Below are 25,605 nucleotides of genomic sequence, written 5' to 3' on the forward strand. Positions count from 1 at the left end.
CAGGATAAATCAATGGCGTTAGTCGTTGAGCCTAGCAACCCTCTGCAACTCTCGTTGTTTGAGTGGATAAATGGTCAGGTAACTGGCTGTTCAGAATCTCCCACTATAGCCCGTAGGGTTTAGTGGGGGAGTATGTCAAGTGATCATTTCCCCTAGACGAATGGGGGGCGATCGCCTATCCTGCGAGCAGTGATTTTCAGCAGGTCTATGGTGCAGACGGCCCAGCAACGTTATCGCACGGGTATCCGTTGGCTCCTGGGTTCAGGGGCGATCGCGCTTCTGAGTTTAGGCGGGGGGGCTTGGTGGGTGTGGCGGCCAACGTCCACCACCGTAGAAGTGGAGGTGATCACCGTTGAGCGGGGAGATGTGCTCAAAACGGTGACGGCGGGCGGCTTAGTGAAAGTGGGCAATCAACAAACCCTCACCGCCCCCACCACGGCTAACAATACAGCGATCGTCGAGCGGATCGAGGTGAGCATTAACAGCCCGATTCAAAATAACCAAATCCTGATGCGGTTACGGAACCCCGACGGCTTGGCCCAACTCGAACAAAAACGCCTCGAAATCACCCAAAAACGCTCAGAAGTCACCACCAAACAGCGGGACGTGCAACGAGCAGAAGTGGAACTCCTCAAAGCCCAACGCACGCAACGCAGTCAAGCCGACAATCTCACCGCATTACAACAGGCCGAATTGACGCTCTCCAACGCTCAGGAAGAATTACAACGTCAAGCCCAAGGGATTCCCGATCTTGAAACTGATGTTCAAACCACCCAAGATCTGGTAGAGCAGGGCTATCTCGCGGCGGATGAACTGCGGCGGGTTGAGCAAGAGTTACGGGATGCTCGGTCTCGCTTGGCGAATCAACGGCGGACGGTGGAAGATGCTCGCTTGGCGGTGACGAATCTGCGGATTGAGCGATCGCAAACTCTCACCGATCAACAGGATACGATTCAAACCCAACAGCTTACCCTCGCCAATAATCGCCAAGCGGTGGAGGTGAGCCTACGGGAACTGACCGTGGCGCAACTCAATCTCCAACGGGATGAAGAAAGCTTTGCCAACAGTAGTCTAATCCGCGCCACGACGGACGGGCGAGTCTTGGCGATCCATGCCAAAACTGGGGATGTGCTGCAACAGGGCGATCGCCTCCTCACCATTGGCGACCCCCGCCGCGAAGAAGTCGAAGTCCAACTCACCACCCTGCAAGTCCCCCTGATCAAAACCGCCCAACCCGCCACCGTGGAAGCGATCGGGACAGTGTCCGGTACATTTCCGGCCCGGGTGGAACGGGTGGACAGGGTGGCGATCGCGTCCGGTGAGAGTGGCTCCTTTGGGGGTGGGGATGATCCCGGTCGGGTGGCGGCGGTGATTGTCCTCGACCGGCCGAGCGGCACGCTGATTCCTGGCAGTCAGGTCAGCGTCACCATTGAAGTGGAAGCCGAGCGGAATGTGGTTGCTGTGCCGTCGCTGGTGGTGCAAGGGGAGGGGGATTCTGCCTATGTGTGGATCGTGAGTGAAGCCGGGACTGCGGAAAAGCAACCGATTGAAATTGGACTCCAGGGGGACGAACGCACCGCCATTCTCGACGGCTTAGAGGCGGGCGATCGCATCATCTCCCCTTCCCCCGACCAATCCCTCACCGAGGGCGATCGCGTCAAACCCAGAGACACCCCACCAGAGGAGGCCCCATGAGTCAATTAGGCGTGATGGATCTGATCGGCTTGGCGGTGCATGCCCTGGGGCGGAATGGATTGCGGACAGGTTTAACGGGATTGGGTATTTTCCTCGGTGTGGCCGCCACCAGTGCCACCCTGCAAGTGCAGCACATTACCAGCCAACGGATTCAACAACGGTTTGCCGAACGGGAAGCCCCCCGCGTCCAAGCATGGGTGTGGCGGCAGGGCCAACTGGCGGATCTAACAGCAATTCAAACGGAGTTGGCGGGGGTTGCCTCGGTGAGTGCGGCGATGGGGTTAGGGTGGTCACAACAGGCCATCTATCAAGATCGTGCGGTTCCTGTCCAAGGGATGGCCGTCAGTGATACCTATTTCACCACCACCGGACGGCAAATGGTGCAAGGTCGCTACCTCAATGCTACGGATTTTGCAGACTATCGCTCGGTGGTGGTGATTGATCAAACCTTGGCCCAACAGATGTTTCGCGATCGCGACCCCATCGGCACGAACATTTACCTGAGCGGGATGGCGTGGCAGGTGGTGGGGGTGATGGAAGCGAAAACCACTGAGCAGCGCGGCTCAGGGGAACAGGAGGGGGAATTGGTGATTCCCCTCAGCACCCAAATGGCCTTAACCGGACGGCAACAGGTGGATCACATTTTCGTGCGGCCGGAGGATCTCAGGGATTTAGAACGCCTTGAAGGTCAAGTGAAAACCCTCCTCCAACAACGTCACCCGGAATACCTGCAAGGGATTTGGGCCCAGTTTGATGCACCCCGCACAGCAACCAACGTGGCGGATATCCAAGCGGATCAGGAGACGTTGGCCACGGCGACGCGATCGCTGTTGGGTGTGGGGGCGATCGCGTTGGCGATCGCCGGTGTCGGAATTGCCAATATTACCGTCGCCAGTACCCTCGAACGGACAAAGGAAATCGGCTTGCGGCGAGCGATTGGGGCGACTCAAGGGGATGTGCTTTGGCAGTTTGTTTTAGAGTCGGTGGTGGTGAGTGTGGTGGGGGGCGTGATTGCGATCGCCACCATCGAAGGAGTCACCCTCGGCATCACCCGCTATGAACCCTTTGGCTTGCCCGCCTATGAATTTAATGGCCGCAATGCGGTGCTGGCTTTGGGGGCGGCGATCGCGGTGGGGATTGGGTCGAGCGTCGCCCCCGCCCTGCGGGCAAGCCGCCTTGATCCCGTCAAAGCCCTCCGGAGTTGATCCCCCATGGCTCTTTCTCCCCACAATCTTTTAATTGTCACCCTCAACGCCCTGCGGGGCAATCCGATCCGCTCGGCATTAACCACCGTGGGGATCTTCATGGGGGTGCTCGCCGTCAACGGGACGCTGCAAGTCCAAACCATCAGCAAAGGGATCATCGAACGCCAACTCAACGCCCAAATCGCCCCGCAACTCTTCACCTGGATTCACCCCGGCATTACCTCCCGCGAACAAGCTCAAGCGATCGCCCGCCTCGGCGGTGTGATCGACAGCGCCAGCAGTACCTGGGGATCTTTCGACACCGTGCAGCGCAATGGGCAAGAAACCTTTGTGATCACCCTGCCGGTCTCTCCCAACTTTCCCCAGGTGAACCGCTTAGAGATCGTAGCGGGGCGATTTTTTACCCCCCAAGAGATGCAGGATTTTCGTCAGGTGGGGGTGTTGGCGCAGGATGCAGCCATGATTTTGTTTCCCGATCAAGATCCGATTGGTCAATCCTTGCTCGTGCGGGGCAATACCTACCGGATTGTGGGGGTGATTGCCATGAAGCCCTTTGAACAGGATGAGCAAACCTGGTCTACCTTATTTGTGCCGCTGAGTTTGGCCCATGCCCGGACGGGTCAAGAGCGAATCACCTCATTCAGCCTGCGGCCGACGGATTGGCGAGATCTCGACGCTCAACAAGCCAAATTACAGCAAATTTTGGCAACTCAATTCCCCGATCGCGACCCTTATGTAGAACACAATGCCGAGGCGATCGCAGAGCAGCAAGACATTCTCATTTTGATTTCGCGGGGTCTCTTGGGGGTGGGGTTGGTGGCGTTGGTAATTTCGGGGGTGGGAATTGCCAATATTACCTTTGCGTCGGTGATTGAGCGCACACCGGAGATCGGGTTACGGCGGGCGATTGGGGCAACCCAGGGAGATATTCTCTGGCAATTTTTACTGGAGGCGGTGATTTTGAGTATGATCGGCGGCATGAGCGCGATCGCGGTGGTGGATGGCACGACGCGCATCGTGGCGGCAACCTTTGACCTGCCCTATACCTTTCAATTGGAGACTGCTGCGATGAGTTTGGGGATTGCGATCGTTGTGGGTGCGGGGTCTAGTTTTGTGCCAGCACGACGGGCGAGTAGAATTGAGCCGATGTCTGCATTACGGAGTGAGTGATGTCTCGTCTTCCTTTACCCAGTTGGCTTCACCACACCCGGCTGTTGACGATCGCCGCCATCAGCACGATCATCCCCTTGGCTGTCATTGCCCAAGGATCGCCGCCGTCTCCATCGCCTGACTCGAACCGCGATCGCGCCACAGCATCCGACCCGATCACCCCGCCAGATCTGCCAGCAATTGCCCCCACCGTTTCACCCTCCCCCCAACCAACCGCCCCCACCCCTAAACCATCTCTCCTCCAGCGACTCAAAACCACCTTGGGGATTCAACCCCCAGAATCCCCCTCACTGGGTGCAACGTCCCCGAATCCAGCGGCGGATCGCCCCCTCGCGTCCCGTCAGGCTCCAGGCGATCGCTCCACCACCCCCCCGCCCGATTTTGATCCCGTGGCGTTATTTCGATCCCCGGCCCCGCCTCGCTTACCCGCCCAATCATCCACACCAGTTAGCCCCGACGCGATCGGTGTGCCCTTGACCTTAAACGAAGCGATCGCCCTGACGGTGCTCCACAATACCCAAGTTCGGAATCAATACCTGGATCGAATTGTGGATCGCGCTCGTTTGCGCACGGCCCAGGGGGAACTGTTGCCGAAATTTACGCCGATGTTAATGAGTGGCGTGGTGGATAATGTCGGCGGACGGGGTCATCGCACGGAGGTACGGGCGGCGGTCTCCTGGTTTACACCCACGCGGGGCACGCTGAGCGTCGATTGGCGATCGCAACTCAACAGCTTTCAAGAAACCGAAGACAGCCAAGGTTTTAGCGTCACCTATCGTCATCCGCTGCTGCGCTACGGGGAAAGCGCGATCGCTCATCTCGATCGCAGTCGCGCCCTAATTCGAGACGACATCAACCAACTCACCCTCCGCCAAACCCTGATCGACGAAGTTACCGACACGATTCGACAATACCGATCGCTCCTCCTCGCCCAAGACCAAGTTACCCTCACCCAAACCTCCCTGACCAACGCCGAGCAACAACTCCAACGCCAACGGGCCCTAGTGGAAGCTGGTCGGGAGGCGCGATCGAGTCTCTTTCGCACCGAGCAGAATGTGGCAGATTTTCAAAGCCAACTCTTGGCCGCTCGTAATGCGGTGCAGTCGGCACAGTTGGCCCTGATGAATCAGTTGGGGATTAATCGGGATTTAGATGTAGTGGCGATCGCCGATCAGAACACCGTCACGCCAAACCTTGATCCAAACACCCTCGAACAGGTCAGCCTCGCCCAGCGTCCCGACTACCTCAGCGGTCAGTTGGGGCTACGCATTGCCGCCCTCGACCTGCGCCAAGCTGACAACAATCGCCGCTGGAATCTGGATCTCGAAACCCAATACAATGATGCCACCGTCCAACAAGGAGACTGGTCAGCGCAAGTGATTTTGACCCGACGTTTAGGCGATCGCCGCCGCGACCACGAAACCTTTGAAGCCAGCCGCGTCGAACTCCTCAAACAGGAAAACAACCTCGCCCAACTCGCCGCCGATATTCGTATCGCCGTCCGCAACCAAAGCCGCCAAGTGCAACTCCAAGCCGAACAACTCCAACTCGCCCGCCGCGCCGTAGACCTTGCCCAACAGGAACTCGCCGCCCAAGAAGCCCTCGTTCAAGCCGGGCGAGGTGATGCCTTCCAACTCCAAGAGGCCCAACGACAACTCTTAACCGTGCGCAATAACGAGCTACAGCAACGGGTAAACTATCTCAATGCGATCACTGAATTGGATCAAGTCCAGGGCATCACCCTCGATCGCTGGGGGATTCAACTCGATCCAGCCCCGGAGTGACCCTCTCTCCCCCCGATCATCAGGCCAGAACAACAGTTAAGCTACCATTATCAAACATAAATTAAAATTATATTATTGAGGGGTTTATATTTTTTGGGTTTATCAATAAACTGAGGAAGAACGCAGCGATCGCTACGTCTAGACCATCCTTGCAAGGGACATCTCCCCCTTATTTTTCCGATGAAAACCCCTCAACCGTCCTCCTTACCTTGGTATCGTTGGCTCAATAGCCATCATGTTGTCCGGTTATTAGAAACAGTCCAAGACCTGATTGTTATTGGTCTGTGTATTGGGTTATTTAGTTTTATGGTGTTGCAACTGCGGGAGATGGTGCTTTCATTACTTCCCCCCCTGCAATTTCAAACGGTTACTTCTGATATTCTTTTTCTCCTCATCCTCGTCGAACTCTTTCGCCTGCTGATTATTTACTTGCAGGAACACCGGGTTTCCATTGGTGTGGCGGTCGAGGTTTCGATTGTCTCGGTGTTGCGGGAAATTATTGTCCGTGGCGTGCTTGAAACGCCGTGGTCACAGGTTTTAGTGGCCTGTCTTTTTCTGTTAGTCTTAGGCGCATTACTGATCATCCGAGTGTGGTTACCGCCTACCTTTGACGGCATTAATCCAGAGCAATTTATTTCGGAGCGACATCGTTCACGGCATCATGCTCAAGAGCCAGACCATCAACCCTTAAGCACAGAAGAAATCAGCCGCCCGAAACAATCAAAACCAGCCATCAACAATGTGCTAACGGAACAGATCAATTGAGGCGATCGCACCTCGCCCATCAGCAGTAGGGTGGGTAGGCGGCTTAAACATAGGCGATGAAAGTAATCCAGCAATCCGCCGTAACCCACCGATTAACCTGTGTCGTAGCGGTAGAGTCTTGGCTTATGTCGAGTTAGCCCACTTCGTCTAGGGGAATTGATAACGTTTCGGCAATTTGTTCGGGGCTTAATCCGAAGGATAAGAGGCGGGCGATCGCATTTTTTCGGTCTTGTTTTAATTGCTCAACTTCCGCCTGAGCTTTTTCGGCTAACCGTCCCAATTCCACATAGCTTAAAAACCGCTCACCATTGGGTTTATAAATATTGAGTGTTTCAGGGGTTAATTCAAACCGAATCTTGAGTAATGGGCTGTCCCAATTGAGGAGATCAGGCACTAACACCAGCGTTTGATCGCAGCGTTGCCAGCCTGTCAAATCATTACGGTCTGGGTCATATAGATAATATTCACTCACCCCGTACTGCTCGTAAAATGCCAATTTCTTGGCCATTTCACTAAACCGATTCCCTGGCGATAAAATTTCAAACACCACCTGCGGCGCGATGTCGTCTTCGTCCCATTGGCGATAGGAACCGCGATACCCTTTGGGCCGACCGATCGCCACCATTACATCCGGAGCGCGGCGGGTTTGATTATCCCCTTCGACGGGATACCACAGTAAATCACCTGTAACAAAAACATCAGGACGATCCGCAAAGAGCAACTCTAGATTTTCTTTGATCGTGACAATCCAGTGAAACTGTAATGTGTTGTCTGACATGGGTTGACCATCACTATCGGGATAGACGATTTCCGAGCGTTGTAGTTCTTGAACCATGATCTGCTCTCGATCTGAACGATGAAACTATTGTACCATTACGGATTTTGGAAATTTTGATTCAAAAGGGACCGAAACCCGTGATCGGCGTAATGCGTAGCGGGAAATTATTGGGCCAAGACGCGATCGCTCACCCCCTGCACCAAGGGCCGGAACACCTCCACCAACGCGGCCCGACTCACCGCCAAACTCGGTAACGGTCGGCTGCCGTAATCGTCCCCGACTTGGAGCGGAAACACCGGATCAGGCCCTAAGGTGACAAACGCCCCCCCTGCGGCCTGTACCAACACCCACACCGCTGCAATATCCCAAATTTTCGGGGTCGCTTCGATGCCGCCCAGGGCGACCCCCGCCGCCACCAGCACATGGTTATAACTCGCCACCCCCAGCATCCGAATTTTGCAGGGAAAGGGTTGGGTCATCACCGCTGTGCTGCGGGCGCAGAGGTTGAAGAGTTGATTGGGGTTGGGGTCGGCGGGGCTGGTGTGGATCGGTTTGCCGTTGAGGTAAGCTCCGGTGGGGCTGTCGAGTCCGGTGTTACCTGCCCAGTAGCCGTGAAAGGTTTGGGCAACGGGGGGGAAATGCACCAAGCCAAACACCGGCCAACCGCGATAGAGCAAGCCGATCGAAATCCCCCAGAGGGGAATCCCCCGCGTGAAGTTGGTTGTGCCGTCGATGGGGTCGATGATCCAGCACCAATCTTGGGCGGGGAAGGTGTGAAGGGTTTCTTCGCTGAGGATGCCGTGATCGGGGAAACGGGCGGCGATCGCTTCTCGAATCCGTTGATCCGACCATTGATCCGCTGCCGTCACCAGGGAGCCATCGGTTTTACATTCAGCGGTTAAGATCCCCGCACGGGGTAATAAATAGGCGGCGACCTCTTGGGTAATGTCTGTGGCAAAGGCCAGCACATCATCCCAAAACGCAGCCGGGGGATTGAGGGGAGAAGTCATGGTAAGCAAAACCGGGAGAGAAACATTATTTAGAATATCGGGTTCTCTCCCTGGGTCGGTTTACGTGCGATCGCATCTCCTCACCGGCGTTAACGCATTCAACCTAATAACAGCCCAAGGATTCGTAGGTATCCGCGCCCGTCACCGGATTCACCCCCGATGCCCGTTCACATAACTGCTTTTTTTGGTCGCGATCGAGGACGGCATCGGTGAAATCAACCCCCGTGATGGTGGCATCGGTGAAAATCGTGCGCAGGAGCATCGCTTCGGAAAAACGCGCATTGGTGAGGTCAGCCCCTTTAAAATCGCTCAGATAGGCGATTCCGGTGCGAAAATCTGCGTTTTTGAGGTTGGCATCCCGTAAACTGCACCCATTAAACACCGCCCCAATCAGATCCGCCTCGGCAAAATCTGCCCCATCTAAACTCGTGTTGGCAAATTCAGCTTCATTGAGAGTTGCACCATGAAAGTCTTTCGTGGTGACGCGCACATCATCATAGGCCCGAATTAGCGACGAACTCCCCGCATGAGCCGGAGGGGAGAACCAGAGAAAACTACAGCACAACAGGCCGGCCACGAGGCCAAGGAAAGCACGGATATTCATAGGATTGAATGATTGTGAAAATGATTGCCGATTTTAATTCTATTAAGATTTGTGACGCTCGCAAACTTTTCTAAGTTAAGATGCGAACAGGCAAGCGTTGATTAACGGAAAGGAAGAACTGTGTTTGATGAATTAACCCCCCTCGGTCAAGAAGTCCTCAAGAACCCGGTTGCATTTCTCGGTGGCTTTTTTGCGGGTGCGCTCCGGCTCAATCTCAACGAAGATCCGGTGAAAACCTGGCTCGCGAAAAACGGCATGGCCACAGAGGGTAGCGACGATGCCGCTGCCACGGAGGCAGGATCTGGGCCGCAATCCATTTCGATCGATTAGGGTACAGTGGGGGGCTGTCCGACTCCTGTACCCGTTCAACACCATTAGATCTTCATTCAGGAAAGCGATCGCATGATTCAAGCCTACGCAGCCACAACCGCCGGCGGAACCCTAGAGTCGTTTGCATACGACCCAGGGGCATTGCCGGACGAAGAAGTCGAAATTCAGGTGGAGTACTGCGGCCTGTGTCACAGCGACTTGAGCATGATTAAAAATGATTGGGGCATGAGTGCCTATCCCCTCGTGCCGGGCCATGAGGTGGTGGGAACGGTGGCGGCGGTGGGCGATCGCGTCACGACCCTAAGCGTCGGCCAGCGGGTCGGCTTGGGTTGGTTTTCCCGGTCTTGTCTGCACTGTAACCCCTGTTTATCTGGGGATCAAAACCTCTGTAATACCGCTGAAGGGACGATTGTGGGACGATACGGCGGTTTTGCCGATCGCGTTCGTGCTCAAGCGGAATGGGTGATTCCGATTCCGGATGGGATTGATCCAGCTAAAGCCGGGCCGCTGTTTTGTGGCGGCATTACGGTGTTTAACCCGATTGTGCAATGTGGGGTTAAAGCGACGGATCAGGTGGGCGTGATTGGGATCGGTGGTTTGGGTCACATGGCGGTGCAGTTCCTCAAGGCTTGGGGCTGTGAGGTGACGGCGTTTTCTAGTAATCCGGCGAAAGCGGCGGAAATTCGTGAGCTAGGGGCGGATCACATTGTCAATTCCCGCGATCCCGATGCGATCGCCGCCGTGGCCGATTCCTTTGACTTCATCCTCTCGACGGTGAATGTGGATCTCGATTGGGGGGCCTATGTGACGGCGTTGCGGGCGAGGGGACGGCTGCATTTTGTCGGGGCGGTTCCCAATGCGATTCAGTTGGGGGCGTTTCCGCTGATTTTGGGCCAAAAATCCGTTTCTGGGAGTCCCTTGGGCAGTCCGGCAACGACGGCGACCATGCTGGAGTTTGTCGCTCGTCACAAGCTCGAACCGGTGACGGAGGTGTTTGAGTTTAGCCAAGTGAATGATGCGATCGCCCATCTCGAAGCGGGCAAGGCTCGCTATCGGGTGGTGCTGAAAAAGTAACGTCACGAATCATTCCTTAAGTAAAGCAGGAGGGAGCGATCGCGATCGCTCCCTGCCGGGTTGAATCGTCCTGTTGCCCTGGCCTAGAACTTAACCGCCGTCCCCGTGGCAGTGATCAAGAGCAGAACGCCTGAAGAGTCAATATTGATCGTGCCGGTGTCGATTTCAATGCCGATTACCGCGTCAGCGCCCATTTTTTTGGCCCGTTCTTCGAGTTCAGCGATCGCACTTTTTTGGCCCTTCTCAAATACCTGCTCATAGGCTCCCGTGCGGCCGCCAATAATATCCCGAATCCCCGCAAAAAAGTCCCGCAGCGCATTGCTGCCATAAACCACCTCAGCCGTAACAACGCCGAGATATTCCCGTACAGGTTGGTTTTGAAGCGTGTCAGTGGTGGACAAAATCATAAGAGTCAGCCTGGATAGTGATTAATTCGCTTCAAGTTTAACCCACCGGCTGCGGGTCAAGATTAACCCCAGGCTGAATCAGCGAGCGGGAGATGTGGGAGGGACAAGCGGCTTCGGGGTTGGTTTCGGCATCAAATTCAGCGCCTCTAACACAGAGTCTAAATTCCCATCGAGGAGAAGCTGCTGCCATTCCGGGAGCCACTCTTCATCCTCCGGCGCTTGTCCGTGGTACTCAAACGATGCAGCAAGGGCATCGTACCAAAGCCCCGCTTGGCCGAAGAGCACCGGTAAATCCTTGGCCTCTGCTTCAGCCTGTTGGTCTGTGAAGGTGGAATCGGGTTCGACGCGCATCAAGAACGCCGATTCACTTTCGATCCTGACTTCAGCATCACAGATCAGCGTGACGTGCCATTCGTACCATTCCGCCGTGACCAAAGGTGACAGGGGCGGTTCCACCTCGGCGGTGTTCACCGCAACGATTCCCCCTTGGGCGGGTAGGTCGATCGGGATTTGCGCGATGGTTTCCAAGTCTGCGTTGATCAGGGTGAGGAAACCCGTGGAGGCTGTGCTGGGGGGAATGTAGGCGTAGAGGGTGGGGAATGCCGCACTCGTCAGGCCGTGGGCTTGGCCGAACTCGTTGATGGAGGCGAGGACTTGCACGGTGGCATCGGGGTCAGCGGTGCAGGTTGTGGACAGTGTGGACGGGGGAAGTTCTAGGGTTTCGCCGCCGCGTGTGGTGTCACTGGGAACGAAAATATCGGGGGGCTAAAGACTTGGCCGCCGTGGCTGTCGGTGCGTTCGGGTGCGCCGCGATCGCGCCGTTGGGTTTGGTTGGACTCCGGGGGGGCAGGAATCGCTTGGCCGCCATGGCTTTCGGTGCGATTCGGAGCACCACGATCGCGCCGAATTTGTGCGATCGCTGCATCACTGGGCCGTTGTTCTAAGGATGGCACGGTGACCCCTTGAGCCTCAATGGTGATGCTGAGTAACATAGTACTGAGGCCAAGAATAAGCGATCGTTGCAGCATAAAAACCCCGTATTAAATCCTAAATCCTGTGAGCATTCAGCCGACACCCTGAACCCCTTCCAAATTAACATTTTCGTTAGGCTTGGACGTTCCGACCCATCCAGAAGTTTCTCCCCCTGACGATTCCAAAAATTAACAATGCCGCCGGGGGAGAATGGAGCAGCCGCATAGGACTGATAATTACTTTTTGATAATAAATGTTCCGATCCCTAGCTATCCCTCGTTACTCTAGATTCAACCCCTTATTCAGCAAGCACAATGAGTCTAGTTAATGCCTTCTTAGGCGCAATCCAAGACCCCAACGCCCAAGCCAGCCCCAATCAACTCGGCAGCATCTTAAACACCGTCCAACAGTTGAGCCAAACCACCCAAGCCAACCCCGACGCAATGCAAACCGCCATGGGCATCGTCGGTAAATATGTGCGATCGGGTCTTCAGGAAACGAAAAACACCCAAGGTGCTGCCGCCGCCCAAAGTCTGGTGAATCAATACAGCGGCACACAACCCAACGCCCAAGTTGTTAACCTACTGCTCAATCAAGAACAAGTCCAAAATCTGATTAGCGAAGTAGCACAAAAAACCGGACTCCCCGCCGCCACCATCCAAGGTCTATTGCCCAGTTTAATCCCCTTGGTTTTACAGTTTCTCCAAAGCGGCACACCCATCGATGGCAGTGCCAACAATGCCGTTCTCAACTCTTTTCTAGATACGGATGGCGATGGGGATGTGGATTTAGCAGATGCAATGAAAATGGCTAGCCGTTATCTATAGCGGTTTTCATGAAATTGAGGTATCAAGATCCCCCTCAATCCCCCTTAAAAAGGGGGAAGTGGTGTTCTCATCCTTTCGCAATCTGCTACATAGCGGTTGTTCTGAAAGATAAGGGATCAAGCCCCTTCTCAATCCCCCTTTTCAAGAGCTACTGCTTATACATAAGCCAAGTTGCTAGTCTAGAGAGGGGGTATACGTGAGCCAGAGGCTCACACGACTCTGGAATCCGATGTAGTGCGAGCTTCTAGCTCGCTGCCCTGACGGAGCGAGGGGATCAATCGCAGGGTAGGTCAACGTTGGAAGGTTGTGTATAGCAATCCTATTTGATTCATGAACAGGCAAGGGGCTTAAGCCCCTTGTTGATGAGGAGATTTGATTCATGAACAGGCAAGGGGCTTAAGCCCCTTGTTGATGAGGAGATCAGATCTTTGATTGATTTAGGATCGCTATATAAGCAGTAGTTTTCAAAAGAGAGGTGGTGTGCTCATCCTTGCGCCAGTCACTCTACAAACGTTTCTACAGAGGAAAATGATTACAATGCTACAAGAACTTTCTCCGTCAGAATTTCAATCGTTTTATCAAAAAAATGGTTATGTTGTGGTGAGAAATTTAATTCCTCACTCGCGTTTAGATCATGTTCTGCACTATTACAAAAACGATATTGTCACCGCTCGCCATCCCTTTTTTCGCCAAAATACCTACACCTATGAAAAAAGTACCCTTGATGAATACGGTCACATCAAAGAATCGTTTCTAGATGTTCACAATTACAATCAATATCCTGATTTCAGCAATAGTATTAAAGATGTTCTCTGTAGTCTGGAAATTCGGAATACCCTCAGTGAAATTTCTGGGTTTGAAACCTTTAACCTGATGCAGGGGATGCTGTTTGATGCTAATACTGCCACGTTTCCCCATCAGGAATGGTGGTATCTTGACAGCATTCCCCACGGTTATTTAACGATCGCCTGGATTGCCCTCGAAGATATTGCGGCCGAAGCGGGGCGGTTTTACGTGATGGCCGAGGCTGAGGATAATCAGGATTTTCGGGGGGATAATCCTGAACTGTCCCATGATGAATGGGCGCAGCGGATTCGGGACTATGTGGATGCCAACCCTGACCGGGTGATTGCGCCGGATTTGCGTAAGGGGGATGTGCTGTTTTTTAATTCCAAAGTGATTCACGGTTCTTTGCCGACCCAAGATCCTCGCTTTTCGCGGAAGTCTTTGACGGCGCATTATTTACCGGCTCAGTATGAGTTTGGTAATTTATTTAAGACCCGCCCGGCCCATTATCAGATGTATCAAGGGATGCGCTACCACGCCACCTATTCGGACTACACGCCGCTGCGGGCGTTTCAGTTTCAACTGAAGCAGTGGATTTACAGTACACCCTGGTTACATCAGGGGGTGCGATCGCTCTTCAACGCCGTGAAGCGCTCCTAATCGACCCGGACTCGTTGGGTGACGAGGGTAATCCCGCCGCCCCGAATTAGAATCGCGGAAAACCATTGATCGCCAGCACGGCGGTCAATTTGGCCGCGTTTGAAAATGCCGCCGGCTTGGAGCAATTCCAACTCAAAATCAGCCTCACTGAGGTATTCAGCGGTGACGGGTTCTTCTAAGGCTGCACCGAGGAGGAGATCGCCGTTGAGGGGTTCTTGCACCACCACATCAAAATCAAAGGATTCGCCCCGTTGTACCCGTTCCGGCAGATGGACATCGACTTCCGGGGGGCTGTCGCCCAGGAAAACGAGGGTGCGCTCGGCGAGAATGTCTTGGTGTTGGATGCGTTGGGTTTGGCGGTTGATATGTTGGCGCGATCGCACCACGGAACTGAGGCGCACCGGTTTGCGGCCATCGTAGCGAGTTCCGGACACACGGGTAATCGTTTCGGCGATCCATTCATCCCCTTCAACGCGCCAATCTTCCAATTCAATGTCATAGCTTAACGTCCGATAATCCCGCCATAGGGTGCGCAGTCCATCTTGCAGCCCGTTGGTGGCGAGATCATCGTTGGTTTTAAAGGTCGGGCTATAAAATTCCATCACCGCATCGAGGTCTCTGCGATTGGCCGCGGCTTCGAGGTCATCAAGGGTTGTGGAAATCTCAGACGGCAGCGATTCAGGGGTCTGAGCGTAGAGGGCTGGGGTAAAAACGCCGAAAAGACCTGCGCTTAAGAGGCCAGAGAAGAGAACAGGTTTCAGAGCAAAGTTACCCATTGATGATAGGTTGAATTACTGGAGTTTAGACAAACTCACTATAACTCATGCATGTTCTGATTGCTGCTAGTGGAACGGGGGGCCATATTTTCCCTGCCCTCGCCGTCGCCCAATGTCTGACCGAGGCTAAGATTGATTGGCTCGGTGTGCCCGATCGCCTCGAACAAACCTTAATTCCGTCGCACTACCCACTCCACACGATTACGGTCAGCGGCTTTCAAGGGCGACCGGGTCTCCATTGGCTCAAAATTCTCCAACGCTTAATCACCGCCACCCTCAAGGTGAAGCGTTTGATTCGCCGCCAAAACATTGATGTGGTGTTCACGACGGGGGGGTATATTGCGGCTCCGGCGATTTTGGCGGCGCGGTGGGCCGGGATTCCGGTGGTCTTGCATGAGTCCAACGCGATTCCCGGCAAGGTGACTCGGCTGTTAGCGCGGCTCTGTACCCAAGTGGCGGTCGGGTTTGAGGCGGCGATCGCCTACCTGCCTCGCCAGAAAACCCTCTGGACGAGTACCCCGGTGCGGGAGGCGTTTTTGAGTCCGCAGCCCTTGGAGTTTGAAGTGCCGGACGGTGCGCCGTTGTTGGTGATTGTGGGCGGGTCTCAGGGGGCGGTGGCGGTGAATCAGTTGGTGCGTGACTGTGGGCCGGCTTGGTTGGCGGCGGGGGCCTATATTCTGCATTTGACGGGCGATCGCGACCCCGATGCCGATAGCTTTACCCATCCCCACTATTTCGCCCAAGCCTTTCACCATAATATGGCGGGTCTCTTGCAGCGGGCGGATTTAGCGATCGGTCGCTCCGGGGCGGGGACGTTAACGGAATTGGCGATTACCCAAACCCCAGCGGTGCTGATTCCCTACCCCTTTGCGGCGGAAGATCATCAATATTTCAACGCGAAAGCCTTCGTCGATGCGGGGGCGGCGATCGTGCTGCGCCAAGAGACACTCACCCCCGCCACGCTGCAAGCCGAAGTCTTAGCCCTCCTGAAGGAGCGCGATCGCCTCGCCGCCATGGCTCGCAATGCTGCCACCCTCGCCAGCCGCGACAGTGCCGCCCATCTGGCGAAAATTTTGCGCGATCTCTGTTAAAGGGGGCTTGTTATTCCTGGAATAAGGGGTGATTAACTCTCGATTAACTCAACCCTTATTCCCCGCTTGCCGTGCCATGAACGGCGATGGGCAATTGACAGAGGCGAGGCTAGCGCGTCAAGATAAGGGGGATGCGTAAACATTTGTAAAAAAGGGATGTCCTTGGAATTTTTGCCCCTCGATGCCATCCAAGAACTCGCCCAACGCTACGGTTATTGGGTTGTTTTTTTGGGGATTGCGCTCGAAAATACGGGGATTCCACTTCCCGGCGAAACCATCATCATCGTGGGTGGTTTTTTGGCAGGGATGCACGACCTCAGTTATTGGGGGGTGCTGCTCTGTGGGATTAGTGGCGCAGTGCTGGGGGATAATTTCGGCTATTGGATTGGGAAATGGGGCGGCTGGCCGATGTTGTTGCGGGTGGGTCGTCTGTTTCGGATTTCTGAGGCTCAGTTAATCGAGAGCCGCCGCCAATTTAGCGAGAACGCTGCGCGGGCGGTGTTTTTTGGGCGGTTTGTGGCGTTGCTGCGGATTTTTGCGGGGCCGATGGCGGGGATTGCGGAAATGCCCTACCGTCAGTTTTTGCTCTGTAATTTGGGTGGGGCGACGGTGTGGGCGGTGATTACGGTGACGTTTTCATTTTTTGCAGGGCGACTCGTGCCCTTGGCCCAGGTGGTGGCCTGGATGACGCAATTTGGGTTTGGGGTGCTGGCTGTTGTGGTGGTGGCGATCGCCATTTCCTTCTTGATCAAACGCCGCCGCGCCGCCCAGGAATCCCCCACCTCGGAGCCAGCGGAACCAGAAGACTCTACACCCGCCCCCCCTCTCGCCACTGCCCCCCTTGACCCGCCCTCTCCCCTCAGCGACGGGAAAAACGACCTTTGCCCCCAGTCGCTGGATTGATGCCATTCAGCAGGGTTGGGGGTTTGGCGACCAAACCCCTACGAGCGTTGTCCCTAGGTCGGGGCATGGTTTCCATGCCCTCGGTGGTGAAGACTGGGGCGGGATAGGGTTACGGTGCTTTCAGTAACCAAAATCCGGCGAAGGCTTCGGACTCTTGGGGCGATTGGATGGCGAGAAAGTGGACACCGTGGGCGCGAGCGAGGGCGGCTTCAAACTCCTGGCCTTCCTTGAGGGTGTCGGGGGTTTTCAGGTCTACTAAAATCCAACTATCACTGGCTCCGGTTTCCAGCCAAATCCGTGGCACGGGTTTCGTCTCTAGATGGAGATAGCCCAATTCCAAGCCGGACATCCAACCGGCGAGGGGCGTGGCACGGGGGGAAAAGATGATCAGGCCGGGGATGGGGGTTTGATCGTCAATGTTGAGCATGGTGAGGGGAAAGGATTCCCCAAAGGCGATCTCCCAGTCGGGCAGTTCGGCAAAATCCCCCGCCGGGAGGGAGACGATCGCCCACCGATCCGCCTTGTCACCGCGCACGGCATCGGGGAGCGCGATCGCATTCATGGCCGGATATTGCACCGTAGAGGTTTTGGCGGCGCTTTCGTCGTAGCCCTCTTCCTGGGGATACACCGATTTCGTCCGTTCGTCGAGCCACTGGGTGAGGGCATAGGTGCGACGACTGGGGGCGGCAGGAATACCAGCATCCTCGCAGGCTTTGAGGATCATGTTGTTCATCTGGCGACGAAAGAAGCGAATCCGTTGGGGCGGGTTGGGGGCTTGGGCGATCGCCTCTTGAATTGCCCCCTTGAGCCAGGCCGAATTCACCGATTGATTATCCGTGAAGCGACTAAACCGAAACAGGGTATCGGGTGATTGCGTCACATCCATCGGACTCTCGCAAATCAGCACTTCCCAGCGTTTTTTGCGGTTCTCATCAAAGATGGGGCGCGAATAAAAATCCAGTTCCCAAATCGTCTTACCCATGTTTCGTCTACGTTAAATCCGTTGATACTGCGTTTAAATGACTAACCTTCCATTCTAGGGGGTGTTGTCCCCTGGCTTAAACGGATTCTGGCCATGGAGCGCGATCGCAGCACGGTCTATTACAAATTGATCGCCGGGCGCGATCGCCCCTCAACCCCCCGGTTAGACTGGATATAAAGGCCTAGGACGATATACTCAGCACCTTTCGTCTGTTCATCCCGAATAGTCCAGCCGTGGTGCGATCGCGCCATCCCATCACCCCCCCCCCTTATCCTTCTAGCCTAACCGCCCCCGTTGTGCGTTATTGATATAAGGACATCTTCCCCATGTTTTCCCCCAAACTCTCCCTTCTTCCCCTCTGTAGCGTTGCCCTGGTCTGCCTCAACACCACCGCCGCCGCCGCTGCATCCCTCTACACCGCCACCCGCCTCCCCGGCTACAGCTCATCCATGAGCTACGTGGCCGCCTTTGGTCAAGATTATCTCGCCACCGGCTTTGACTTAAACAATCACGGTCAAGCCACCTATCAGATCATGACCTCCGCCGTCCAAGGCAGCAGCCTTGGCCGTCAGTCCTACGCTTGGGATGCTGAACAAGGGGGCATTTACCTCGGCCAGTACGGCATGAACCCCCAAGGCGATACGAGAGTGCTAGGGATTAGCGAAGCAGGTTGGACGGTGTTTAGTCAATCGATGGGACTCACACGCACCACCTATGCGCTGAACGTCAATACTGGCGAACGGCTGGGGTTAGGTGTTGCCAATGTTTACGGCATTAATAACGACAATCAAGTGCTGATGCCCTTGCCAGGTTCAACCTCGTTGGGATTATTCGATCTCGATACCCGGCAGGGACAGCCCTATTTTGGCCCCACCGATGCCGCCAGCTTAGCCACCTGGCCCGATTCTCCCTTCTCCCTGGATACCCGTCAGTTTTGGTCAGAAACCGCCGCGCACCTCTACGATCGCAACACCCAAAGCCAAAGCGTCGGGCGCATCGGCTGGACAGCGATGCTTTGGGAAAACGGCCAAGCCTATGACCTAAATGCCCTCGCCGGGTTCACCCAAACCATTAACCACCCGCTCTTTGGTTCGGTGGACTATCGCCTTCGGGCCGCGACGGCCATTAATGACCAGGGGCAGATTTTAGCGATCGCCTCCTCCGGACTCACCACAGGGATGAGCGGTGACATTTACCTCCTCACCCCCAAAGCCCCCGACCCCGAACCCACCACCCCCATCCCCGAAACCAGCCCCTCTCTTTTCCTCTGGCTGTTTGGGTTAGCTCTGATCCGTCACCTCATCCCCGCCCGCCACCTCAAAACCTAACCCCCGCTTTGGGCCCCTCGCCCAGCGGCCTACTGCTGAGATAGAAGCCAAGTTGCTAGTGCAGCGTCAAGACTTAATATTCGGATTGTATTGAATGTCCAACACTCAACGTGACGGTGCGTTACGCTTCGCTAACAGCACCCTACTGCCGTGGCACAGCCAAAATGATACTTTATTGTAGGGTGGGTTAGGCGGCTTAACCTCCTGCCATTACTGCAATCTAGCAATCCGCCGTAACCCACCGATTAAAGTGTGTCGTTATACTACAAACATCCTAATTCTTTGCATTGACGCTGCACTAGCCTGAAGCGGGTATCAGTGAACCAGAGGCTCACACTGCCTGAAATCCGCTGTAGTGCAAGCTTCTAGCTCGCTACCCCAATTAGCGTGATTCCTTCACCCCAATTAGCGCGATTCTTCGGATGTTAAATAGGTGTAACTGTTTAAACTCTGTTCGTAGGTTTGCAGGAGGCGTTGGGCTTCAGCGAGGGTGATGCGCTTTTCTTGTAGAGCGATTTCCGTGCGTTGGCGCAGGGTTTCTAGGAGGTGATCTGCATCGTATTGCACATAGCCCAACACCTCGCGCATCGTATCCCCCCGCACCACCTGCTCAACGTGATAGCCCTTCGGAGTCATCCTGATATGGGCCACATTGGTATTGCCAAACAGATTATGTAAATTCCCCATAATTTCCTGATAGGCTCCCACTAAAAACATCCCTAAATAGTAGGGATCTTGGTGGTGGTTGGCATTGACATTGAGGGCATGGAGTTCGAGGCCGTTTTTGGCGTGGTGGGCATCAATGAATCGATCAATTTTGCCGTCACTATCACAGGTTAAATCTGCGAGAATTGCGCGTTCGGTGGGTTCTTCTGTGAGGCGATGGATGGGCATGATGGGGAATAGTTGGGAAATGGCCCAACTATCGGGGGCTGATTGAAAAACGGATAAATTGGCGGTGTAGGTGGCGGTTAAGCTCTGTTCGAGGTCTTTTAAATCATCGGGAATTGGGGTTTGATGGCGCACGAGATTAAAGATTTTATGGCAACAACAACCGTAGAGTTGTTCCGCTTTGGCTCGTTCTGCGAGGGATAAATAACCAAACCCAAAGAGGCTGATTGCTTCGGTTTTGAATTGCACCGCGTCGTGATAGGCCTCTTGGTAATTTTCGAGGCTAATCGTCTCGTAGGTTTCCCAAAGATTGCGGAGAATGAGGTGATCGTGATCGGTGATGGTGGGGGGGGTGGCGGGGGTGGGGTAACTGGCGTTGAGGATGTCGAAAATGAGGACGGATTGATGGGAGACGATCGCCCTTCCACTTTCGCTCACCAAGGTCGGAGCCGTCACCTGGGCGGCATCGCAGGCCTCTTGTACTTCGGCGACGATGTCGTTGGCGTAGTTCTGCATGTTGTAGTTTTTCGAGGCGGCGGTTTGGGTTTTGGAGCCGTCATAGTCCACCGCTAACCCGCCCCCCACATCGAGATATTGCATCTTTGCCCCCAATTTCGCCAACTCTACATAAATTTGCGCCGCTTCCCGAATCGCATCTTTAATCACCCGGATCGCGCAAATTTGTGACCCGACATGAAAATGCAAGAGGTGCAGACAGGACAAGCGATCGGCGGCTTCGAGGTGCTGGACGACGGCGAGAATTTCGGGGATGGTGAGGCCGAATTTAGCGCGATCGCCCGTAGAGTTGCCCCAATGTCCCGACCCTTTTGTGTTCAATTTGGCCCGCACACCCAGATTGGGGAGGATGTTTAATTGTTGGCTGATGTCTAAAATCAGGCGTAATTCATCCAATTGTTCAATCACCAAAACCGGAGTGTGGCCGAGACGGGTGGCGAGGAGGGCGGTTTCAATATATTCGCGGTCTTTGTAGCCGTTGCAGATTAATAAGCGGGGCGGCTCGTGGGGGCTTTGATGGGGGGGCAAACTGGCGAGGGCGATCATTAATTCCGGTTTTGACCCGGCTTCGAGGCCGAATTGATGGGGTTCGCCAAACTGCACTAAGGTTTCGATGAGATGGCGATTTTGATTGCATTTGATGGGGTATACGCCGCGATAGGTTCCGGGGTAGCGATAGCGAGCGATCGCCCGCGCAAAACAGGCGTTGAGGCGTTCGATGCGATCGCCCAAAATATCCGGAAACCGAATCAACAGGGGTAACTCTAAATTCCGTTGCTGCAACCCTTCCACCAGTTCATACAGATCCAACGACCCGCCGCGATCGCCCAAGGGCGACACCATCACATGACCCGCCGCATTCACCGCAAAATACGGCTCGCCCCAGTCATGAACTCGATACAGCGCCTCACTGGCCTCAATACTCCAACGGCGCGGCGCGATGGCAGCAGCGGCAGCAGCGATCGTCTGTGGTTCTGAAACCTGGCTCATCACGAAACCCCCAAAACAGTCTACGGTGATCTAGTGTACGAGGCCCTTGTCGCTGATGGGTCACAACTCCCGGCCGCTTTGGATGACAGGGGGCGATCGCTCAGGTTTATTACCGATAATTACCATTATGGGAATTAGAGAATGACCCGCATTCTTGGGTTAATGATTAAAGATGTCCCACCCAGATTAGAAACAGCCTATAATCCAACAATCGTCTCAGTAAAAACACGGGAATATCCGTATTTTCACGGTATTTTTCAGGATGACCCCCCCAAACGTTTTCCCACAGTGATCCTCAACTCATCATGCAGAATCTGCCTAGCTGTGCCGCGATTCTAGGAGCAAGTACCCTCCTGATTGCCAATGTTGCCCTCGCCCAGTCCATCACCCCCGCCCCCGATGGCACAAATACCCACATTACCCACAACGGCAACACCTACTCTATTCAGGGTGGAACCCAAGCAGGGGCGAATCTTTTTCACAGTTTTGAGCAATTTGGCTTGAGCGCGGGAGAAGTGGGGCAATTCCTGAGCAACCCCAGTATTGCCAACATTCTCGGCCGCGTCGTCGGGGGGAATCCCTCGGTCATTAACGGGTTACTCCAAGTCACCGCAGCGAGCACCAACCTCTACTTGATTAACCCCGCCGGGATTCTCTTTGGGCCAGGGGCGCGTCTCGATGTGGGGGGAGATTTCACCGCCACCACCGCCGATCGCATCGGCATCAATGGCGCATGGTTCAACGCCACCGGCCCCAATGATTACCACCAACTCACGGGCGAACCCACCCTCTTTTCCTTCCTCACCGACCAACCCGGCCTGATTCTCAATGCCGGAACCTTGGCCGTTGAACCGGGGCAAAGCCTGAGCTTAATCGGGGGTGAAGTTCTCAACACCGGGACGCTGACCGCACCGGGGGGCAATATCCTGATCACCGCTGTGCCAGGGTCGCAGCGGGTGCGCCTCTCTCAACCGGGCCATCTCCTCAGTGTTGAGGTGGAAGCCGACCAATTACACAATGCGATCGCTCCTCTCCAGGTGAAGGATCTCCCGGCCTTGCTCACGGGGGGGCTAGAGGTTGGAGTGAGTGTGGATGGGGCCGGGCGGGTGAAGTTCCCACAGTCTGAGCTTGAGTTTCCCTCTGAACCCGGTACGACGTTACTGAGTGGCTCGGTGGATGCGAGTGCCAACACGGGGATGGGGGGCAATGTGGGGATTTTTGGCGATCGCATCGCCCTCACCCAAGCCCAGGTCAACGCCTCCGGAGCCACGGGCGGCGGCCAAATCCTGATCGGCGGCAACCAAGAAGGCCAAGGCCCCGAACCTAACGCCCAATTTTTGTTTATCGATGAAACGTCAGCGGTGCGGGCAGATGCAATCACCCAAGGCGACGGCGGTAACGTCATCCTCTTCGCCGCCGACACCGCCCACTTCCTCGGCAATCTCAGCGCCAAGGGCGGCCAAACCGGCGGCGATGGCGGCTTCATCGAAACCAGTGGCCTCAAAAGTTTCAACATCCAAACCACCCCCGACATTTCAGCCCCCAACGGCCAAGGTGGCACTTGGCTGATCGATCCCTACAACATCGAAATTGTCGCCGGACTCATTAACACCAATATCAACGCCACCAATCCCTTCACCAGCATCGGCAACAGCGCCCAACTCGGCGAGAGTTTCATCCGATCTGGTCTCGCCCTGGGTAATGTCACCATCACCACCGGCAGCGGTGGCACTGAAGCAGGCAATATTACGTTGTCAACAACGTTGGACTATAACAACCTTGGAACAAACCGAACATTAACCTTAAACGCCACAAATTCTATTTTTATTAATCAATTTATTCGAGATCTTGATCCCACTACACCAGATGCACTTAATCTAGTGTTAAATGCGGATAGTGATAATAGTGGTGCTGGTGTTGTTGAAATTAACGGCTTAGTGGATTTAGAAGTTGGCAATTTAACGATTACTGGCCGCAGTAATACCTCCACACCGGCTGTGAATATTAACGAAACGATTTTTGCGTCTGACCTCACGGTTACGGGGACATCCACCGGCAGTGGGGAGGGTATTTTGTTGAATGGGTTTCTGAATCTGGGGGGTGGAACATTCAACGGTTCAAGTCTTGGCGGGACAGGCATTCGGAACACGCAACCCGTATCCAATACTACGTTTTTATTCGATGCAACATTTTTGATCAATGATCCAGCGATCGCCCTCTCCTCTGCGCCGCTCACGATGGTGAGTAATAACAGTATTGACCTGCCAAATATTGCCATTGAAAGTTTAAAAGGGGGAGCCGTAGAACTAAGGGCAGAAAACAATATTGTGATCGGCGCGATCGCTGCCTCCAATACTACGGGCAATAACGTCATTGGAACCCCCAATCCTGGGGGAACCGGGGGAACCATTACCCTGACGGCGGGAGAATTGGTGCGGGTGGTGAACACCTTTTCTAAAGAGGGTGTGAATGTGAGTCTGGGGTCGTTTGGGGCGAATGGAACAACCGGGGGCGGCAATATTACGATTACCCACGGCGGTAATGGGACAACGCCGTTTATTGTGGGCGATGCGAGTACCAATGGTACGGCTGGTGTCATTACCACAGGCGATTTTACGATTAGCCCCACCCAAAGTTTTGACGGCAGTTTTACCCAGGGCAATATTCAAATTGTCACCAATCGTGTTGAGGTGGCAGTTTGTCCGCCCCATTGCGATCAATCACAACCCAGCCTCGATGAAGAAACGCCAACGGATGCGATCGCCACGGAATCCATTGTCCAAAATGCTCTCCAAAACATTGCCAACGCCACCGGGGTCAAACCCGCCATCATTTATGCGCAATTTGTTCCCGCCCAAATTCCCCTCCCGCCCACCGTGGAGCGCCTCGAATCCCAATTCAATCGGGAGTATAAAACCGCCTTCGACCCTCTCCAACCCGCCCCCAGTGACCCCTATCTCTCCGTCGAAGGGACGGTGAGCGATCGCGTCCAACTCGTCATGATCACCGCCTCTGGCGATCCCATTCTCCACACCGTTCCCATCCCCCGCGATCGCATCGAACAAATCATCAGTCAATTCCGGCGATCGGTCACCAACACCCGCAGCCAAAGCTACATCACCCCATCCCAACAGCTTTACAACTGGCTCATCGCCCCCCTCATCCCCGACTTGATCGAGCGAGACATCAACAACATTTCCTGGATTGGCGACGAAGGCCTACGCGGCATCCCCCTCGCCGCCCTCTACGACGGCGAAAAATTCCTGATCGAAACCTACAGCGTTGGGCAAATGCCCAGCTTCTCCCTCACCAATTTTGACTATCGCCCGATCACCCGTAACTCCAGCGTCCTCGCCATGGGAGCCTCCCAATTTTCCGCCCGTAACCTTGCCCCCCTGCCCGCCGTCCCCGTGGAATTAGACCTGATCAACAATGAACGCAACAGCGACATCTTCCTCAACGCCGACTTTACCTGGCAAAACCTCAAAACCCGCAACCAAACCCGCGACTTTCAAATCCTCCACCTCGCCACCCACGCCCTCTTCGACCCCGATTTTGCAAACGAATCCTATATTCAACTCTGGGGCAACGAATCGATTCAGCTCGATGACCTCCGAGAACTGGCCCTCTATCAAGAACCAGAATTAGAACTGCTCATTCTCAGCGCCTGCACCACCGCCGTCGGCAATGCCGATGCTGAACTAGGATTTGCCGGGGCAGCAATTCAAGCCGGGGTGAAATCGGTGTTGGCCAGCCTGTGGAAGGTGTCCGATCAAGGCACGATGGCATTGATGGGTGACTTTTACAATCAGCTTAATCAACCCGACGTGACGATCAAGGCCGAAGCCCTCCGCCGTGCGCAATTGTCCCTGTTGCAAGGTACGTTACAACCCATCCCAGACGGCCCCAATTTCAGCAACATTGACCTGTCACACCCCTTTTATTGGAGTGCGTTTTCCTTAGTCGGTAGTCCCTGGTAGCCAACGGCAACCCTATCGTTCTCGATCTACCACACTGCCGCCATCTGATCCCGCGAATTTAACGCGACCGTTGGATCGCCT

At 54.8% G+C, this 25,605-nt stretch carries 22 protein-coding genes and 1 pseudogene; 13 read left to right on the forward strand and 10 right to left on the reverse strand.

Going from position 1 to position 25,605, the window contains the following annotated elements; genetic code table 11:
* Window positions 1-207 precede the first annotated feature (207 nt).
* The 5 genes from PN477_RS07360 to PN477_RS07380 all read left to right on the forward strand — a co-directional run bounded on the left by PN477_RS07360 (window position 208) and on the right by PN477_RS07380 (window position 6,619).
* Window positions 208-1,695 carry a permuted SH3 domain-containing protein gene (locus tag PN477_RS07360; RefSeq protein WP_272115605.1) on the forward strand — a complete coding sequence of 496 codons (1,488 nt, stop codon included), beginning with the start codon at window positions 208-210 and terminating at the stop codon, window positions 1,693-1,695.
* A complete protein-coding gene (locus PN477_RS07365) occupies window positions 1,692-2,900 on the forward strand; it encodes an ABC transporter permease (protein WP_272115607.1) in 1,209 nt (402 codons plus the stop codon). Before PN477_RS07360 ends, PN477_RS07365 begins: the two co-directional genes overlap by 4 nt.
* A 6-nt stretch (window positions 2,901-2,906) precedes the next feature.
* A complete protein-coding gene (locus PN477_RS07370) occupies window positions 2,907-4,070 on the forward strand; it encodes an ABC transporter permease (RefSeq protein WP_272115609.1) in 1,164 nt (387 codons plus the stop codon).
* Window positions 4,070-5,854, forward strand: a complete 1,785-nt coding sequence (locus tag PN477_RS07375) for a TolC family protein (RefSeq protein WP_272115612.1) — start codon at window positions 4,070-4,072, stop codon at window positions 5,852-5,854. Before PN477_RS07370 ends, PN477_RS07375 begins: the two co-directional genes overlap by 1 nt.
* A 180-nt stretch (window positions 5,855-6,034) precedes the next feature.
* Entirely contained in the window at window positions 6,035-6,619 is a 585-nt protein-coding gene (locus tag PN477_RS07380) for a phosphate-starvation-inducible PsiE family protein (RefSeq protein ID WP_272115613.1), read from the forward strand.
* A 133-nt stretch (window positions 6,620-6,752) separates the two neighbouring features.
* Here the strand turns inward: PN477_RS07380 and PN477_RS07385 are convergent, their stop codons facing one another.
* The 3 genes from PN477_RS07385 to PN477_RS07395 form a co-directional block, all read right to left on the reverse strand.
* Window positions 6,753-7,454 (reverse strand): Uma2 family endonuclease, encoded by a 702-nt coding sequence (locus PN477_RS07385; protein ID WP_272115614.1) that lies wholly within the window; start codon window positions 7,452-7,454, stop codon window positions 6,753-6,755.
* Window positions 7,455-7,561: 107 nt separating this feature from the next.
* Window positions 7,562-8,407, reverse strand: coding sequence for an inositol monophosphatase family protein (locus PN477_RS07390; protein WP_272115615.1), 846 nt, complete (start codon window positions 8,405-8,407; stop codon window positions 7,562-7,564).
* A 103-nt stretch (window positions 8,408-8,510) separates the two neighbouring features.
* Complete coding sequence (locus PN477_RS07395) at window positions 8,511-9,011, reverse strand: pentapeptide repeat-containing protein (RefSeq protein ID WP_272115616.1); 501 nt, start codon at window positions 9,009-9,011, stop codon at window positions 8,511-8,513.
* A 120-nt stretch (window positions 9,012-9,131) separates the two neighbouring features.
* Here PN477_RS07395 and PN477_RS07400 point away from each other — a divergent pair, with 120 nt between their 5' ends.
* Both PN477_RS07400 and ahr read left to right on the forward strand, forming a co-directional pair.
* Entirely contained in the window at window positions 9,132-9,341 is a 210-nt protein-coding gene (locus PN477_RS07400) for a hypothetical protein (protein ID WP_272115617.1), read from the forward strand.
* A gap of 72 nt (window positions 9,342-9,413) precedes the next feature.
* The gene (gene ahr, locus PN477_RS07405; RefSeq protein WP_272115618.1) at window positions 9,414-10,415 is read left to right on the forward strand and encodes an NADPH-dependent aldehyde reductase Ahr; all 1,002 of its coding nucleotides are present in this window, start codon (window positions 9,414-9,416) and stop codon (window positions 10,413-10,415) included.
* Window positions 10,416-10,498: 83 nt separating this feature from the next.
* Here ahr and PN477_RS07410 read toward each other — a convergent pair whose 3' ends face one another.
* From PN477_RS07410 to PN477_RS07420, 3 genes are all read right to left on the reverse strand, one after another.
* Window positions 10,499-10,822, reverse strand: a complete 324-nt coding sequence (locus tag PN477_RS07410) for a YbjQ family protein (protein WP_272115619.1) — start codon at window positions 10,820-10,822, stop codon at window positions 10,499-10,501.
* A gap of 78 nt (window positions 10,823-10,900) precedes the next feature.
* Window positions 10,901-11,578, reverse strand: coding sequence for a DUF928 domain-containing protein (locus PN477_RS07415; protein WP_334310537.1), 678 nt, complete (start codon window positions 11,576-11,578; stop codon window positions 10,901-10,903).
* The gene (locus tag PN477_RS07420) at window positions 11,536-11,814 is read right to left on the reverse strand and encodes a hypothetical protein (RefSeq protein ID WP_272115620.1); all 279 of its coding nucleotides are present in this window, start codon (window positions 11,812-11,814) and stop codon (window positions 11,536-11,538) included. The genes PN477_RS07415 and PN477_RS07420 overlap by 43 nt, the downstream gene beginning before the upstream one ends.
* 294 nt (window positions 11,815-12,108) lie before the next feature.
* Between PN477_RS07420 and PN477_RS07425 the strand changes: the two genes are divergently transcribed.
* On the forward strand, window positions 12,109-12,621 hold the full coding sequence (locus tag PN477_RS07425; RefSeq protein WP_272115621.1) for a hypothetical protein: 513 nt from the start codon (window positions 12,109-12,111) through the stop codon (window positions 12,619-12,621).
* Between the two features lie 537 nt (window positions 12,622-13,158).
* Window positions 13,159-14,067, forward strand: a complete 909-nt coding sequence (locus PN477_RS07430; protein ID WP_272115622.1) for a phytanoyl-CoA dioxygenase family protein — start codon at window positions 13,159-13,161, stop codon at window positions 14,065-14,067.
* Here PN477_RS07430 and PN477_RS07435 read toward each other — a convergent pair.
* Window positions 14,064-14,843, reverse strand: a complete 780-nt coding sequence (locus PN477_RS07435) for a nuclear transport factor 2 family protein (RefSeq protein WP_272115623.1) — start codon at window positions 14,841-14,843, stop codon at window positions 14,064-14,066. The genes PN477_RS07430 and PN477_RS07435 overlap by 4 nt on opposite strands.
* A 47-nt stretch (window positions 14,844-14,890) precedes the next feature.
* Here PN477_RS07435 and murG point away from each other — a divergent pair, with 47 nt between their 5' ends.
* Both murG and PN477_RS07445 read left to right on the forward strand, forming a co-directional pair.
* On the forward strand, window positions 14,891-15,934 hold the full coding sequence (gene murG / locus PN477_RS07440; protein ID WP_272115624.1) for an undecaprenyldiphospho-muramoylpentapeptide beta-N-acetylglucosaminyltransferase: 1,044 nt from the start codon (window positions 14,891-14,893) through the stop codon (window positions 15,932-15,934).
* 156 nt (window positions 15,935-16,090) lie between these two features.
* Window positions 16,091-16,696 (forward strand): annotated as a pseudogene (locus PN477_RS07445) (DedA family protein); the annotation flags it as partial.
* 250 nt (window positions 16,697-16,946) lie between these two features.
* On the opposite strand, the gene PN477_RS07450 reads toward PN477_RS07445, so the two are convergent.
* Window positions 16,947-17,819: a Tab2/Atab2 family RNA-binding protein gene (locus tag PN477_RS07450; protein ID WP_272115626.1), complete on the reverse strand. Its 873-nt coding sequence runs from the start codon at window positions 17,817-17,819 to the stop codon at window positions 16,947-16,949.
* Window positions 17,820-17,938: 119 nt separating this feature from the next.
* Entirely contained in the window at window positions 17,939-18,070 is a 132-nt protein-coding gene (locus PN477_RS07455) for a hypothetical protein (RefSeq protein ID WP_272115627.1), read from the reverse strand.
* Between the two features lie 75 nt (window positions 18,071-18,145).
* Here PN477_RS07455 and PN477_RS07460 point away from each other — a divergent pair, with 75 nt between their 5' ends.
* A complete protein-coding gene (locus tag PN477_RS07460) occupies window positions 18,146-19,147 on the forward strand; it encodes a hypothetical protein (RefSeq protein ID WP_272115628.1) in 1,002 nt (333 codons plus the stop codon).
* Window positions 19,148-19,552: 405 nt separating this feature from the next.
* On the opposite strand, the gene speA is transcribed toward PN477_RS07460, so the two are convergent.
* Window positions 19,553-21,544, reverse strand: coding sequence for a biosynthetic arginine decarboxylase (gene speA / locus PN477_RS07465; protein ID WP_272115629.1), 1,992 nt, complete (start codon window positions 21,542-21,544; stop codon window positions 19,553-19,555).
* A gap of 305 nt (window positions 21,545-21,849) precedes the next feature.
* Between speA and PN477_RS07470 the strand changes: the two genes are divergently transcribed.
* The gene (locus PN477_RS07470) at window positions 21,850-25,524 is read left to right on the forward strand and encodes a CHAT domain-containing protein (RefSeq protein ID WP_272115630.1); all 3,675 of its coding nucleotides are present in this window, start codon (window positions 21,850-21,852) and stop codon (window positions 25,522-25,524) included.
* Window positions 25,525-25,605: the final 81 nt, after the last annotated feature.

This window comes from Spirulina subsalsa CS-330, from assembly GCF_028330765.1.
Lineage (GTDB): Bacteria > Cyanobacteriota > Cyanobacteriia > Cyanobacteriales > Spirulinaceae > Spirulina > Spirulina subsalsa_A.

What these genes read in the sequence shown, in the direction of transcription:
- ahr (WP_272115618.1), top strand. Translation starts at nt 9,414, where the DNA reads ATGATTCAAGCCTACGCAGCCACAACCGCCGGCGGAACCCTAGAGTCG.
- PN477_RS07435 (WP_272115623.1), bottom strand. Translation starts at nt 14,843, where the DNA reads ATGGGTAACTTTGCTCTGAAACCTGTTCTCTTCTCTGGCCTCTTAAGC.
- PN477_RS07395 (WP_272115616.1), bottom strand. Translation starts at nt 9,011, where the DNA reads ATGAATATCCGTGCTTTCCTTGGCCTCGTGGCCGGCCTGTTGTGCTGT.
- PN477_RS07410 (WP_272115619.1), bottom strand. Translation starts at nt 10,822, where the DNA reads ATGATTTTGTCCACCACTGACACGCTTCAAAACCAACCTGTACGGGAA.
- PN477_RS07425 (WP_272115621.1), top strand. Translation starts at nt 12,109, where the DNA reads ATGAGTCTAGTTAATGCCTTCTTAGGCGCAATCCAAGACCCCAACGCC.
- PN477_RS07420 (WP_272115620.1), bottom strand. Translation starts at nt 11,814, where the DNA reads ATGTTACTCAGCATCACCATTGAGGCTCAAGGGGTCACCGTGCCATCC.
- PN477_RS07430 (WP_272115622.1), top strand. Translation starts at nt 13,159, where the DNA reads ATGCTACAAGAACTTTCTCCGTCAGAATTTCAATCGTTTTATCAAAAA.
- PN477_RS07455 (WP_272115627.1), bottom strand. Translation starts at nt 18,070, where the DNA reads ATGGCGCGATCGCACCACGGCTGGACTATTCGGGATGAACAGACGAAA.
- murG (WP_272115624.1), top strand. Translation starts at nt 14,891, where the DNA reads ATGCATGTTCTGATTGCTGCTAGTGGAACGGGGGGCCATATTTTCCCT.
- PN477_RS07365 (WP_272115607.1), top strand. Translation starts at nt 1,692, where the DNA reads ATGAGTCAATTAGGCGTGATGGATCTGATCGGCTTGGCGGTGCATGCC.
- PN477_RS07375 (WP_272115612.1), top strand. Translation starts at nt 4,070, where the DNA reads ATGTCTCGTCTTCCTTTACCCAGTTGGCTTCACCACACCCGGCTGTTG.
- PN477_RS07360 (WP_272115605.1), top strand. Translation starts at nt 208, where the DNA reads ATGGTGCAGACGGCCCAGCAACGTTATCGCACGGGTATCCGTTGGCTC.
- PN477_RS07470 (WP_272115630.1), top strand. Translation starts at nt 21,850, where the DNA reads ATGCAGAATCTGCCTAGCTGTGCCGCGATTCTAGGAGCAAGTACCCTC.
- PN477_RS07450 (WP_272115626.1), bottom strand. Translation starts at nt 17,819, where the DNA reads ATGGGTAAGACGATTTGGGAACTGGATTTTTATTCGCGCCCCATCTTT.
- PN477_RS07390 (WP_272115615.1), bottom strand. Translation starts at nt 8,407, where the DNA reads ATGACTTCTCCCCTCAATCCCCCGGCTGCGTTTTGGGATGATGTGCTG.
- PN477_RS07380 (WP_272115613.1), top strand. Translation starts at nt 6,035, where the DNA reads ATGAAAACCCCTCAACCGTCCTCCTTACCTTGGTATCGTTGGCTCAAT.
- PN477_RS07370 (WP_272115609.1), top strand. Translation starts at nt 2,907, where the DNA reads ATGGCTCTTTCTCCCCACAATCTTTTAATTGTCACCCTCAACGCCCTG.
- speA (WP_272115629.1), bottom strand. Translation starts at nt 21,544, where the DNA reads ATGAGCCAGGTTTCAGAACCACAGACGATCGCTGCTGCCGCTGCTGCC.
- PN477_RS07385 (WP_272115614.1), bottom strand. Translation starts at nt 7,454, where the DNA reads ATGGTTCAAGAACTACAACGCTCGGAAATCGTCTATCCCGATAGTGAT.
- PN477_RS07460 (WP_272115628.1), top strand. Translation starts at nt 18,146, where the DNA reads ATGTTTTCCCCCAAACTCTCCCTTCTTCCCCTCTGTAGCGTTGCCCTG.